Below are 13,811 nucleotides of genomic sequence, written 5' to 3'. Positions count from 1 at the left end.
CCCTACCCCATCAACCAGCGCGGTAGCGCGAAAAGACTTAAACCGAAGATGAACTTAAAGATCAGGAACAGCGCTCCTGAGAAAAGCACTCCAGTCACCACAGCATTTTTTGCTCTAGCTTCAATCAGATAGGATACAGCGGTACCGGCTATCGCGGTTGAAACTAAGAAACCCAGCGGTTTAAGTGTGTAGGCATAGAAAACCAGCGCTACAACTGCAAAGCCAATGTGCATAAAGGTTGTTAAACCTGGCCACTCTGGCTCTTGATCCGGTTTCATGATCATCACAAGACCACAGATTACCGCTACCGACGCAATCATCATCGGGAAGGCTTTTGGGCCGAGAGGATCAGAGAAAAAAGGCTCTTGCAGTTGAGTGGCGCCCGCGAAATACGCGAGCGCCAGCACAACGACGATCAACCCCGTTATGCGATCTGTCATTACTTGATTACACCAAGCTCTTTAGACATATCTTGTACTTCCTGCATCACACCGTTTAGGTAGTTCTGGAAGTCTGGGCCCACTTTCGTGAACTTAACAAGACCGTTTGCTTCCATAGCGTCCGCCCACTCTTTAGAGGCTGCAACCTGAGCTAGCGCATCAGACCACTGCTTGTAAGAAGCTTCAGACGCACCTTTTGGAGTGTACAGACCACGCCAGTTAACCGCGACAACATCGATACCCTGCTCTTTAGCCGTTGGAATCACAGCTTCTAGACCTGGAATTTCGATACGCTCGTCAGTGAATGAAGCCAGTACGCGAACGTCGCCGTTTTTGATGAAGCTTACAACACCTGAGATGTCACCTGTCATTGCTGACGTAAAGCCACCAACTGTCTGAGTGATCGCATCAGCGTCACCATCAACAGCAATGTACTTAACCTTACGGATATCCGTGAAGCCTTTACGTTTCAATGCCATTAGGACTTTAAGGTGATCGTAACCGCCTGCAGCTGATCCACCGGCAAATGCGTGCTTACCTGGGTTCGCAATAACATCATCAAGAAGCTCATTCAGAGTCTGGTATGGCGAGTCTTTAGCAACCACGATAACGCCAGGGTCAGCACCGATAGCACCTAGGAAACGAACCTGATCAGACGTCATACCTGAGTAAGCGTTTTGAGCTAGACGCGTTGCAGTAGCTGTTGAAGCAGCAACAATAAGATCACCGTCGTCGTTACGCTCGTTAACCACGTGCGCGTACGCTAGACCACCGCCTGCACCGGCCATGTTAGTGACTTGAACGGGATCTTTAACGGCACCGATGTCATGCATGATTTTGCCGATTTGACGACAAGTGAAGTCCCAACCACCGCCTGGGTTAGCAGGTGCAATACACTCAGCCGCCATTGCAGAAGAGGCAACGCTCATTGCAACGCCTGCTGCTAGAAATTTAATTTTTGCTAGTTTCATTTTCTTCTCCTTGTTATGAACACTGACATCGCAGTTTGATGAACAGTTAACGGGAATTTAAAAAAATCCACTCTTAAGAAAAAGCTTGTGGCGATAAGGATTATTAATTCTATAAACAGCATTTTGTTCATAAAGTTCACAAGAAAGCTTAACAGTATGGAATAAAAGAATTGTCTATTGACGGGCGAACGCTAACAAAGAGCGTGTGTAAAGCACATGCTCTCTTGCCGCCTCCTGCGCGGCTAACCGATCCCCTTGTTCAAGAGCCGAGAATATCTGCTGATGCTGTGGATTAATCCTCTCAGGATATCGCCCATATCGTTTAAGTGTTAGATCTAAGGCCTTGTAAATAGAAGAAAAATAACGGTTGTAGAAGAGCTCGCTTAAACTAGCGACTACTAAGTTGTGGCTGTATTTAGCGATCAGCATATGAAACTGAAGATCCGCTTTTGCCCGAATCAATGTCGTGTTCTTTTGACTCCGCAGCTGCATCTTCTCGAACTCAGATCGAATGATTGCAATCTGCTTTTTCGAAGCGTTTTCAGCACAACATCCAGCGGCCACAGATTCAATAAAAGCTCTTAACTCAAGCACATCCCAAACGTCATTCAATGTCGGCTCCGCTTTCACCGGTAAATTAAGAACCACACTCTCTAAGGGGTTAACCAGACGAGTAAGACGTCCCTGCTGTTTAATGAGCAGACCGGCGGCAAGCAACTCTGACATAGCCTCCCTAATCGCACTTCGCGATACTGAAAAGTGAGCGGCCAACCTCGACTCAGACGGAAGGGTTTCACCTGCTCGAGTGGTATCCATCAATAGCGATAACAGAGAAGAAGTGATCGACATAACTGGTCTGACAAGTGGTGTTTATTTTCTGCAAGAGTACTCTGCAACAGGATAGAGTGCAAAAAAAGTTAAGGAGCCCTTCAATGAGTATCATTTGCGAACTATCTGATCTACGTCGTCTCTACCACAAACGTGTCCCTAAAATGTTCCAAGGCTACTGTGAGTCTGGATCATGGACGCAACAGACGTTGGCAATGAACGACTCTGACTTTAACAAAATTCTGTTCCGTCAACGGGTGGCGCGAGATCTTGCACCCCGCACTCTAGCGACTCAGATGGTAGGACAAGATGTCTCCATGCCGGTTGCGATGGCTCCGGTTGGACTTCTGGGTATGCAGCACGCTGATGGTGAGATCAAAGCGGCACAAGCTGCCGAGGCATTTGGTGTCCCTTTTACTCTGTCTACCATGAGCATCTGTTCTATTGAAAAGGTCGCTGAAGCAACCACCAAGCCTTTCTGGTTCCAGCTCTATGTTCAGAAAGATCGTGAATTCACTAAGAAGTTGATCGAACGCGCTAAAGCGGCAGGCTGTTCCGCTCTGGTCGTTACACTGGATCTGCAGATGATTGGTAAGCGCCACGCAGATCACCGCAACGGTATGACCGCACCACCCCGCCTGACTATCCCCAATATTTTAGATATTTCACGTCGTCCACGCTGGGCATTCGGCATGTTGGGGACTAAAAATCGTGAGTTTGGCAACATTCAAGGCTGTGCGACCGGCGTTGATGACATGAACGATCTTATGAAATGGACCGCTGGATCCTTTGATCCCAACCTAGATTGGGACGACTTGAAGTTCTTCCGTGAACTTTGGGATGGCCCTTTGATCATCAAAGGCATTCTAGAAGCTGAGGATGCGAAGAAATGTATCGAGCTAGGTGCCGACGCCATTGTCGTCTCAAACCACGGTGGCCGTCAGTTAGATGGTGCTCGCTCATCGATCAGTGTTCTCCCAGAGATTGTTGATGCTGTTGGTGATCAGATCGAGGTCTGGATGGATGGTGGCATCCGCTCTGGCCAAGATGTGATTCGTGCTCGCGCACTGGGTGCTAAAGGCGTGTTGGTCGGCCGTCCTATGGTCTATGGCCTAGGCGCTATGGGTAAAGCGGGTGTGACAAGAATGTTAGAGATTTTCCATGAGGAGGCTGAATTGACTATGGCCTTTATGGGACATCGTGACATTGCTTCTGTGTCTAAAGATGACATTGTCATCAAAGGCGAACTCTAAAAAGAGCGATCAATTGGTAAACCTAAAGAGTTAATCGATTGATCAATGTTCGTTTTATCTCTTCAAGAGGCGCTTGATCGCTTTTAGAAAAAGCCAATTGGTTAATGCTGTGAGCTAGCCAAGTCGCCTCTTGATCACCTTGCGCATCGGCCCAGTGTTGAAGGGTTTTATAACGCTCGCTACGCTCTGCCCCAGCACAACCACAGGCTAACACGAGTGATCTAAGCTGATCAGCCGTCGTTGCTGAGTAGATCGCACGTTTAAACGCCTGCACTCTTTCTCTTCTTTGCCTAAATGCTCCCGCTAAAAGAGTCACTTTAATGAGGATAGCGACAGCGACTAACGATAAGAGCACAATGGCGGTCATTGGTAATTTCCAGGGCGCTTTAAGCAGCAGATCAACTGTGTCTAATCGCCCCGTTAGTGTATTAAAAAAAGGGAGTTTTACTGTGACAATCTGGCCAAACGACCAGCGCTTATAGGGGACAAAAAATTCACCCTCAGAATCTATGATTTGATCTGTAGAAATAGCCATCGCTCTGGCTAGCGCACTTCTTACACCCCATAAGGTTTGCGCCGAAGACCCTGCAACCACCTGGACACTGATTCGCCAACCAAGCTCACCCTGCTGTACCTCAATATTCGGCTTGCCGATACTGATGCTGTTTGGCAGATAGCTTGGCAGAGGTAAGACTTCAATAACCTGAGCTGGTAGATAGAAAGTCCACCGGCCACGCCCTCGTTGGATAATGGGTGGTAACTCAATGAGGTAATTTCCAGACTGTTGGGCAGAGAAGCGCCAACACCGTTTTGCGATGAGCTGCTCCTCAAATAAACCTGTTCTGGATAGTGTCTGCACTGTAGAGATTCCCGGAATTTCCAGCGACTCAATCTTAATACGGTTGCGTTGCTCAGATAACGGCATACTCACACAACTCTCAATGGATTCGCCTTGCCAGATCTGTTCCGGCAGTGTGTCCCAGATAGGTGTAATGTCTACATTATTAACCACCGCAGGTGTCACCATCAGATTAAAACGCTGCGATTTAGCCCCACCCAATGCTAGGGGGCCCAAGGTTAGCAGACCTGATTGTCTTGGAAAGAGTGTAAGGCGCTGCTTTACTTCTACCTGCCCATCGGGCAATTCTCTCTCTTTACGATAACCTTTTTCTGTAAACACCTGAGTTTGCCAACGCTTAACATTCAACTCATCTGGCGAGGTGGGGCCAACATAGAGGATATTGACTATCACAGAGCGGCCCTGCTCGATCTGAGCTTTTTCAGGCAGGATAGACAAGTTGGCAGCATGAAGCTGCCCGATGCTGAAGACGAGCATCAATAACAGTTTTACCACGGCCGTTCCCCCTCCACTTTGATAGGAGTTGGATCGATGCTATTAGGTAAATCTAACTCAAGGCGCATCACACGACTCAATAACTCTGCAGTCGTTCCGGAGTCGGTCGATTCAGTTCTGATCCAGCGTGGCTGGTACTCCAGCTCGCTCTGCCTGCCTAAATGCTGATCGATGGAGGCCATTAACAGGGGTTTGACCTGATCGGCCGATAGGTTAAGTATATTTTCCGGAAGCTCCTGACTGACACCAAGGTAGACACCTTCGGCCACCTGATCCAAAAGGTCGATCGGTAGGTTACCTGAAGCGTTATGCCAATCGGCTTTATCGGCACTCTTTTGAATATCCAATAACAGCTGCTTCATTGATGCTTCGAGTGAACGCGCAAAGGCTAGGTTCACCGCTATTTTTTTCGCATCCACCCCAAACTCTTCTGCCTCTTGGTAGAGCAACTTAGCTTGTGTGTATTCGCCTCGGTAGAAGTGAGTATTCGCCAGGTTAAACAGTGCAATCCCACGATCAATATTCGATTCAGAGGACCAGACAGCCGACGCAAAATTGAGCTGCGCGCACTCCCAATCTTGCTGACGATAGCAGGCTTCTGCTTGCTGAAACTGTGATTCATATTTCGAAGGTTCAATAAACTGCGGAACCACCCAATAGGTCAGCATCACTAACAGCAAAAGTAAGCCATAACCGAATAGCGCAGCTCGTTTTAGACTAACCATTCGACCACCTCGTTGGTGAACGATGAATGAGAACGACTATGAGCAGAAGTGCTATCAATAGCGGTATCGAAAACCACTCAGACCAGACAACTCGGGCGTAGCTCTCTGGAGTGATACGCCTAGACTCAATATTGAGCCACTTTAGCAAGGGCTGCCCTAACAAGGATTCCGGTGTCCTGTAGCTAAAATCAGGATGCAGTGACGCCAGCGATTTAAGAAAGGTGATGTTCATTTGAGTGTTTGCCGAAGGGTGACCGGGTACTTGAGTAGGCTCTCCACCGCCCAACCCGATTAGATTCAGTGTCATCGGCATAGAGGCATGCAGGGATACTAGAGCGGACTCTATGCTCTCGCTGTTTTCCAGAGCCACATCTCCATCCGTTAAAAGCACTATATGGCTTTTTGTATCAGGCCCCCTTGGCAGAGACCGAATGGCCGACAATGCCTCAACTAGGTTACTCCCAAGAGTGGGCAGATAAAACTCATCACCTTGAGCTAGAAAATGTTGGATTAGATGACTGTCCATGGTCGGTTTTAATAGCCAGTGTGCACTGCCAGAAAAAGCTAATAGACCTGTCTCAACGATCTGTACATCAGGGTCCAGCCAAGAGTTTGCCAGCTCGGTGGCTGCAGTTATGCGAGGCACCACACCCTGAAGACCTCGCGCATCTATCGCTCGCATGGAGTCTGAATAATCCAACAGGATAATGACTCGATCCTGCGCTGATGTAAGATCATTTGGTATGAATTGGGGGGTTCTAGGTCCCGCTAATGAGAGGATCAAAAGCGCCCAAACCGATGACAATAAGAGCGGCTTTAACCCCTCCTGTCCAGAGCGACTGGGTGGCTGAACCCAAGGGAGCAGCTCATCATCGACCAGCTGTGTCAGTCTCCTTTTTTCTCTAACAGTAGAGATAACGAGAATCGCCAATGGCAATAGCATTAGCCATAGCAGAAGAGGTTCGCGCCAATAAACCATCAGACGCTCCTCCTAACAAAGATCAGTATCAGCAGCGTGAGTCCAGACAGAATAAACCAGGGGTAGAGCGGCTCCACCAAGGGCAATGTATTAATCGATCGATTCTGAGTCGTCTGCTCACGTGAAATGGTTTGCAGAGCCTCTTCAAAAGCATCGATGTTCAGAGCGTGAAACATCTTGCCGGCGCCCGCTTTAGCCACTTCATCCAACAGAGCGAGGTCCACGGGATCATAGACAAATCCGGCACGCGCTTTCTGTTCCTGAGAGAGCTCAGTCGAGCCTATCGCAATGACATAGAGAGTATAGCCGGCATCAGCTAGGGCTTTCGCAGCAGCTTGTGGAGAGGTTTCACCCAACTGCATACCGCTGTCGGTCACCATCACAACGACAGGATTAAGATCCGTTGGATAGTTGTCACTGACCAGCTTGAGTGAAGCCGACATGTCGCTTAAACGCCCGCCGAGTGTCACCCTAATACGAGCAATGGCTTGTGTCACGGCGTCTCGATCATCGGTAAACGGCAACCAATGATAGGGAGGGTTACCCATAATACTTAGGCCAATACGATTACCCTGAAAGCCATTAACGAACTCTGATAAGAGCTCTTTGGTAAGGCTCATTCTTTCAATCGACTGTTGACCGTCAAAATAGTCTTTCAGCACCATCGTGATGTTAGTATCCACCAATAGCACTAGGTCTACAGGATCTTTCTGATCTGGTAGCTCAATGGTGTCACGGTAGACAACGGGTTGCGCCAAAGCCAATACGAATAATGTCATCGACATCAACAATAGCCGTTCACGACGAGGCTGGTATTGCGATGCTTCCGGCTGTTCATTAGTCAGTTCGCCATAAAGAGGGTAACGAACTCTCTCTCTTTGCAGTAGGTCTGGCCAAGGCGCATCAGAGTCTCTTCGACGCCAAAAGAGAATCAAAATCAGAGGCGTTAGTAACAACCAAAGAGGTTGTAACATTCCCCAATCAGAGAACATGTCGCGCCCTCTTGATCAATGTTTGAACTTCATCAAGTGTCGGTTCAACAGGTTGAAACCGCAACCTGTTCAGTTCCTGTAGTAAGGCAGTGTCAATGACCATGATTCCCGCTAATTGATGACAGCCCTGACGCGGCGTCATTGACTGATTTGATAGTGCGCGCTGCAACTTTGCCAGCGGTGTAAAAAAGCGGTACCAAATTGCAATAAATAGGGTAAATAGTACTGTCAGAGAGAGTATAGCCGTCAGTGCCAGATTGGATGAGTGGTCAACCATTGGCAAAATATCGAACAGCCTTAACGGTGCTTCATTCATGATACTCACCACCTAACAGGCTCAGGGTAAACTGATCGAGCGAACTACAGACCTCAATCAGTGGGATGCCTGATTGTGACATTAGATCCTGAATCTCTAACAACCGATTCAAGTAGGCTTGATGAATACGAGCGATGGACTCTTGGTCATCGACACAGAACCTCTTAGGACCCCAGATCAAATCACGACCTAACAGCGCCTTTGGATCTCTCTCCATGGGGTCTGAAATGAGGAACGCGCTCAATGATCTCTTTTCTGATAGTTCAGTTAAAAGCGCTCGGTGATCTGAGTTCAACGATCTAAAATCTGAAATCAAAATGACTTTAGCACCGGTGGGTGTATCAGAAACAAGTTGCGTTAAAACAGCATCCCAGTTGATCGCTGAATTCTGCGAAGGCGGTGCAGGCGAGACCAAAGCCTCACAGAGAAGGTTGAGCCAGTCATCCCCCACCCTAGAGTCAAACACAGTGGCATTCTGCTCTAATAAAAACGCACCCAGTGCATAATCTTGCTGATGGTAAATACCTGCTAACCAGAGTGACAATCTAGCCGCTTGAGTGACTTTCAGACGCTTCTTTGTGCCAAACCGCATGGTTGAGTTGCGATCAACGACCAACTGAAGAGGTTGCTGAAATTCACTGCGGTAGGATCTAACTAACCACTCTTGAGATCGAGCAGAGGCGCGCCAATCGATCTTTCGAGGGTCATCCCCAAACTGAAACACCCTTAGGTCATCAAATTCCGTACCACTGCCTAATAATGCTGCTTTATTAGCACCACTGTTTAGACGTTGATTAATCTGACCTACTACCTGTGAAGCCAAGGCAGCGCCAGAGGCAATCAGTTGTGCTATCTCATCAGGAGTCAGCAGTGGTTGGTCAACTAAGCTGTTCACAACAGACCTGTTAAACCGCGGGGAGCGTCTCTAAAAGACGATGAATCACTGCCTCTTCAGTTACCCCGTCGGCCTTAGCCGAGAAGCTGAGTACCAAGCGATGACGAAGTACATCAACGGCAAGCGCATGAATATCCTCAGGTAACACAAAATCACGCTGATTCAGTAGTGCTCTTGCGGTCGCCGCCTGAAGCAGAGCAATCGACGCGCGGGGCGACGCACCCGCTTTCACATAACCACACCACTCTGGGATGTATTGATTTAATCGACGAGTGGCAGAGACCAACTCTATCGCAAACCGCTCTACCCTTTCTTCAATAAAGACACTGTTTAACGTCTCTCTTAAGGCAAGAAGTTCACTGGGTGTCAGTAGGGCCTGCATGTCGGCCTCGACATGCCCCTCCTGGGCGGCACGAGCTCGACGAGTGATCTCGATCTCTTCATCGATGCTAGGGTAGTCCAATACGATCTTGAATAGGAAACGATCCAGTTGAGCTTCAGGCAGAGGGTAGGTACCCGATTGTTCTAGGGGGTTTTGAGTTGCCAACACCATAAAGACAGGAGGCAGAGGATAGGTTTTACCGGCCACCGTGATTTGATGCTCGGCCATGGCTTCCAACAGTGCAGATTGCACCTTAGGTGGCGCACGGTTGATCTCATCAGCCAGTAACACCTCATAAAACAGTGGTCCTTCGATAAAACGGAAGCTGCCACTATTGGCATCGAACACTTCACTGCCAGTCAAATCGGCTGGCATAAGATCCGGTGTAAATTGAACACGCTGAAAACGGGCATTCATTCCCGCGGCGAGAGAATGAACCAGAGTTGTCTTAGCTAGACCCGGTGGGCCTTCAAGGAGCACGTGCCCGCCACTGAGTAACGCAATAAGAAGACGATCGATCACAGACTCTTGGCCGACGATGATCTCTTCGATTTTAGACCTTAACTCATGCAGTGGTGTCAGCTCGCTCACGGTTCAAACCCCTTCGGTGAAGTAATGAACCATTGTAGCTAATTTAGTTATACCGTTATAGATCTTTGGCTTAAACAAAAAGAGCGCCATAAGGCGCTCTTAACAACCATAGAATAGTTTATTTACTCTCTAATCGGTTTAGGCCCGCAAGAGCAGCAACACGGTAGGCTTCAGCCATGGTTGGGTAGTTGAAGGTGGTGTTTACAAAGTACTTCACAGTATTCGCTTCACCCTCTTGTGCCATGATCGCTTGGCCGATGTGGATGATCTCGGATGCTTGGTCACCAAAGCAGTGGATACCCAGAATTTCCAGAGATTCACGGTGGAACAAGATTTTCAGCATACCAACGGGTTCACCGGAAATCTGAGCACGCGCAGTATCTTTAAAGAAGGCTTGACCCACTTCGTAGGGTACCGCTGCCGAGGTAAGCTCCTCTTCGGTTTTACCGATCGAGCTGATCTCTGGAATGGTATAGATACCTGAAGGCACTTCACTGACAAAACGGAAATCATCGGCATCCAACATATCTTCTGAAGCGGCACGCCCTTGATCAAGCGCTGCTGATGCCAGGCCAGGCCAGCCGATCACATCACCTACAGCGTAGATACCATCGACTTCCGTACGGTAGTGATCATCAACATCCAACTGTCCGCGACCGTTGGCTTTCAAACCGACCTTATCAAGATCAAGTTGTGCGGTATTGCCGGTACGACCGTTACACCATAGGAAGGCATCCGTACGAAGGACCTTACCAGACTTCATGGTGATTACGACACCGTTCTCTGTCCCTTCAATCTTGTCATACTCTTCGTTGTGACGAATCATGACGCCGTTGTTGCGTAGGTGGTAACTCAACGCATCAGAGATCTCGCCATCTAGAAAAGATAGAAGACGATCACGATTGTCGATCAAATCCACTTTCACCCCTAACCCACTGAAGATAGAGGCGTATTCACAACCGATAACACCGGCACCGTAGATCACCATATTGCGTGGTGTATGGCAGAGTTTAAGCACAGTGTCTGAGTTGTAGATACGTGGGTGGTTAAAATCAACATCCGGTGGACAGTATGGGCTGGAGCCCGTTGCGATGATGATGTTTTTCGCTTTGAGCGTATCAGCACTGCCGTTATTACCTACAATACTGACTTCACTGTTTGAAACCAGCTTGGCTTCACCAAAGAAGAGATCAACACGATTGCGCGCATAGAAGTTAGTGCGTAGCATGACCTGATTAGAGATCACCTTCTCGGCACGACTTAACACTTTAGGAAATGAGAACCAGCGTGGTTCACCGATATCACGGAACATTGGGTTGGTGTTGAACTCGATGATCTGTTTAACGGAGTGACGCAGCGCTTTAGAAGGGATGGTACCTTTATGAGTACAGTTACCGCCGACTGTGGACTGCTCTTCGATCACCGCTACACGGCGACCTTTTTTAGCTGCATTCATTGCAGCACCCTCACCCGCAGGACCCGAGCCAATTACCACTACATCGTATTCGTAGGCTGCCATTTAGTACCTCAACTTTCCTTGTCGTTATCGTCGATCGATCTACTTAACTTCGTAAGCTAGATCGTCTTTATTAATCTCTTTCTTTTGGACCGCGTCTTGCTCGCCATCACAATCTTCGGGACGACCGCCACAGATATCACAAACTGTATCCATGCCAAGTGCACTCATGCCACCACAAGAGCCCTTAATTGGCTTATTCGAGAAGATCACGCCTACTGACATACCAACGATGACAACCAGTAGAACAATAAATGTAATGACCATAATTTCCATGGCTTACTCTCCTTCTTGAACAAAGGCTTCAAACTCTGCTGTTGCCTGTTCGATAAATGTATCACCCTGCTCTGACTTATATAAGAAGTAGGCTGCTATCCCCTCTTCTTTGGCGAACTCAAAGCCTCTGTTTTCGCCCATGACCATCAGGGTCGTTGCTAATGCATCCGCCTCAGCACAGGTCGGCGTTAATACGGTTACTGACGCTAAGCGGTGAGTAATCGGTTTACCCGTCTCAGGATTAATGGTGTGCGAAAAACGGATACCGCCTTCCTCAAAGTAGTTTCGGTAATCACCGGATGTAGCAATCGCCGTATCCTTAACATTAATGATTCGTCCGATACTGCGCTCCATCGATGCCGGTGACTCAATGGCAATGCGCCAGTGTGAACCATCTGGCTTCAAGCCTTTAGCGCGAAGCTCACCGCCGATCTCAACCAAATAGTTGTAAATACCTTCGGCTTCGAGAGTCTCAGCCAGTTGATCAACGCCGTAGCCTTTAGCGATGGCCGACAGATCAACATACTGCTGTCCTAATTTTCGCAAACGAGTGGGGTCTTTTAAAACCTCGACTTTTTGGTAACCAATACGTTCCTTCAACGAAGCGATCTCTGCCTCGGTAGGTGCCTTTTCGATACGGCCATTGGGCCCAAAGCCCCAAAGGTTAACCAACGGACCCACTGTGACATCAAACGCCCCGCCGGATCGTTCACTGATCGTCAATGACTGCTCTACAACCGCTGCCAGCGCGTCTGAGACTTCCATCTCACTGCCTGCAGGAAGCTTATTAAAGGTCGAGAGTTCACTATTAGGAATGTAGGTCGACATCTGCTGATTAACGGTTGCTAGAACCTTACCGGCACGATTGCGAATATCGTTGATTCGATCTTCATTAAGGTCAACCCAGCGCATACTGAAGGTAGTGCCCATGGTTTGACCATCAATGCCAACCACCTTCTCATTTTCAAAAAAGTTACAGCCCGTTAGAACAAAAACGGCCAGTAGCATAGCTACCGGCCATTTAATAAGGCTTTGAAAACCTGAAATCATCTATTAGCCACCGAAGTCGTCAAGCATGATGTTCTCACGTTCAACACCTAGGTTGAGTAGCATGTCGATCACCGCTGCGTTCATCATTGGTGGTCCACACATGTAGTACTCACAATCTTCTGGCGCTTCATGATCCTTCAAGTAGTTCTCTAGAAGGACGTTATGGATGAAGCCAGTCAGACCTTCCCAGTTATCTTCTGGAAGTGGATCAGACAGAGCTAGGTGCCATTCGAAGTTTTCATTCTCTTCAGCCAACTTGTCGAACTCTTCTGTGTAGAAGGCTTCACGAACAGAACGTGCACCATACCAGAAAGAGATCTTACGCTTAGAGTTTAGACGCTTAAGCTGATCAAAGATGTGTGAGCGCATCGGCGCCATACCTGCACCACCACCGATGAAGACCATCTCATTGTCAGTCTCGCGAGCGAAGAACTCACCGAATGGACCGTAAACATCAATCGTATCACCTGGTTTCAGGCTAAATACGTACGATGACATGATGCCAGGTGGCACGTCGTCACGACCTGGAGGTGGCGTTGCAATACGGATATTAAACTTAACCACACCGCGCTCTTCAGGGTAGTTCGCCATAGAGTAAGCACGAATCGTTGTTTCGTCGACTTTAGAGACGTAACGCCAGATATCGAACTTATCCCAATCTGGGTGGTACTCTTCCTCGATTGCGAAGTCTTTGTAGTTTACGGTGTGTGGTGGACACTCTAGCTGAACGTAACCCCCTGCACGGAAGTCGACGTTCTCGCCTTCAGGCAGACGCAGGGTCAGCTCTTTGATGAAGGTTGCGACGTTCGGGTTAGAGTCAACCGTACAGGTCCACTTCTTAACGCCGAAGACATCATCTTCAACATGAATCTTCATATCCTGTTTAACAGGCACCTGACAGCTTAGACGCCAGCCCTCTTTTGCTTCACGCATTGTGAAGTGTGACTCTTCAGTAGGCAACATAGAACCGCCACCTTCATGAACTTCACACTTACACTGGGCACAGGTACCGCCACCACCACAAGCAGAGGCAAGGAATACACCCTTGTCCGCTAGAGTCTGCAGCAATTTACCGCCTGCAGGCACTGTGATTGTTTTTTCAGGATCACCGTTAATTTCAATTGTTACATTGCCGGAGCTAACCAGCTTAGCGCGGGCAGCCAAGATAATAGCAACCAGTGCCAGTACCACGACTGTAAACATCACCACGCCTAGGATGATTTCTGCATTCATAGCTAATTCA

15 protein-coding genes are annotated in these 13,811 nt (G+C 48.4%); 1 reads left to right on the top strand and 14 read right to left on the bottom strand.

Translation table 11 applies throughout. From position 1 onward, the window contains the following. Positions 1–2 precede the first annotated feature (2 nt). The 3 genes from XMA127_RS06265 to XMA127_RS06255 form a co-directional block, all read right to left on the bottom strand. Positions 3–440, bottom strand: a complete 438-nt coding sequence (locus XMA127_RS06265; protein ID WP_173482061.1) for a tripartite tricarboxylate transporter TctB family protein — start codon at positions 438–440, stop codon at positions 3–5. After that, positions 440–1,411, bottom strand: a complete 972-nt coding sequence (locus XMA127_RS06260; RefSeq protein ID WP_217362052.1) for a tripartite tricarboxylate transporter substrate binding protein — start codon at positions 1,409–1,411, stop codon at positions 440–442. Before XMA127_RS06260 ends, XMA127_RS06265 begins: the two co-directional genes overlap by 1 nt. A 174-nt stretch (positions 1,412–1,585) precedes the next feature. Next, positions 1,586–2,260, bottom strand: coding sequence for a FadR/GntR family transcriptional regulator (locus tag XMA127_RS06255; RefSeq protein WP_173495474.1), 675 nt, complete (start codon positions 2,258–2,260; stop codon positions 1,586–1,588). A gap of 83 nt (positions 2,261–2,343) precedes the next feature. Between XMA127_RS06255 and XMA127_RS06250 the strand changes: the two genes are divergently transcribed. Continuing rightward, positions 2,344–3,492, top strand: coding sequence for an alpha-hydroxy acid oxidase (locus XMA127_RS06250; RefSeq protein ID WP_173495475.1), 1,149 nt, complete (start codon positions 2,344–2,346; stop codon positions 3,490–3,492). Between the two features lie 22 nt (positions 3,493–3,514). On the opposite strand, the gene XMA127_RS06245 is transcribed toward XMA127_RS06250, so the two are convergent. The 11 genes from XMA127_RS06245 to nqrF all read right to left on the bottom strand — a co-directional run bounded on the left by XMA127_RS06245 (position 3,515) and on the right by nqrF (position 13,801). Further along, the gene (locus XMA127_RS06245; RefSeq protein WP_173499066.1) at positions 3,515–4,846 is read right to left on the bottom strand and encodes a hypothetical protein; all 1,332 of its coding nucleotides are present in this window, start codon (positions 4,844–4,846) and stop codon (positions 3,515–3,517) included. Further along, the gene (locus XMA127_RS06240) at positions 4,840–5,571 is read right to left on the bottom strand and encodes a hypothetical protein (RefSeq protein ID WP_173482065.1); all 732 of its coding nucleotides are present in this window, start codon (positions 5,569–5,571) and stop codon (positions 4,840–4,842) included. Before XMA127_RS06240 ends, XMA127_RS06245 begins: the two co-directional genes overlap by 7 nt. After that, positions 5,564–6,550 carry a VWA domain-containing protein gene (locus XMA127_RS06235; protein WP_173499065.1) on the bottom strand — a complete coding sequence of 329 codons (987 nt, stop codon included), beginning with the start codon at positions 6,548–6,550 and terminating at the stop codon, positions 5,564–5,566. Before XMA127_RS06235 ends, XMA127_RS06240 begins: the two co-directional genes overlap by 8 nt. Further along, the gene (locus XMA127_RS06230) at positions 6,550–7,524 is read right to left on the bottom strand and encodes a VWA domain-containing protein (RefSeq protein ID WP_173494504.1); all 975 of its coding nucleotides are present in this window, start codon (positions 7,522–7,524) and stop codon (positions 6,550–6,552) included. Before XMA127_RS06230 ends, XMA127_RS06235 begins: the two co-directional genes overlap by 1 nt. Positions 7,525–7,531: 7 nt before the next feature. Then, positions 7,532–7,858, bottom strand: coding sequence for a hypothetical protein (locus XMA127_RS06225; RefSeq protein ID WP_173483491.1), 327 nt, complete (start codon positions 7,856–7,858; stop codon positions 7,532–7,534). Further along, positions 7,851–8,753, bottom strand: coding sequence for a DUF58 domain-containing protein (locus XMA127_RS06220; RefSeq protein WP_173482069.1), 903 nt, complete (start codon positions 8,751–8,753; stop codon positions 7,851–7,853). Before XMA127_RS06220 ends, XMA127_RS06225 begins: the two co-directional genes overlap by 8 nt. 10 nt (positions 8,754–8,763) lie before the next feature. Continuing rightward, a complete protein-coding gene (locus tag XMA127_RS06215; protein WP_173499064.1) occupies positions 8,764–9,726 on the bottom strand; it encodes a MoxR family ATPase in 963 nt (320 codons plus the stop codon). Between the two features lie 118 nt (positions 9,727–9,844). Then, the gene (gene sthA, locus XMA127_RS06210; protein WP_173482071.1) at positions 9,845–11,245 is read right to left on the bottom strand and encodes a Si-specific NAD(P)(+) transhydrogenase; all 1,401 of its coding nucleotides are present in this window, start codon (positions 11,243–11,245) and stop codon (positions 9,845–9,847) included. Positions 11,246–11,284: 39 nt separating this feature from the next. Next, a complete protein-coding gene (gene nqrM / locus XMA127_RS06205) occupies positions 11,285–11,518 on the bottom strand; it encodes a (Na+)-NQR maturation NqrM (protein ID WP_173482072.1) in 234 nt (77 codons plus the stop codon). Positions 11,519–11,521: 3 nt separating this feature from the next. After that, entirely contained in the window at positions 11,522–12,568 is a 1,047-nt protein-coding gene (locus tag XMA127_RS06200) for an FAD:protein FMN transferase (RefSeq protein ID WP_173484066.1), read from the bottom strand. 3 nt (positions 12,569–12,571) lie between these two features. Then, positions 12,572–13,801, bottom strand: a complete 1,230-nt coding sequence (nqrF, locus tag XMA127_RS06195) for an NADH:ubiquinone reductase (Na(+)-transporting) subunit F (RefSeq protein ID WP_173482074.1) — start codon at positions 13,799–13,801, stop codon at positions 12,572–12,574. Between the last annotated feature and the right edge of the window lie 10 nt (positions 13,802–13,811).

The sequence above is a fragment of the Marinobacterium sp. xm-a-127 genome, assembly GCF_013283425.1.
Taxonomy (GTDB): Bacteria; Pseudomonadota; Gammaproteobacteria; order Pseudomonadales; family Balneatricaceae; genus Marinobacterium_E.
The sequence above is the reverse complement of the archived record's forward strand: the minus strand, read 5'-3'. Positions and strand labels throughout refer to the sequence as shown.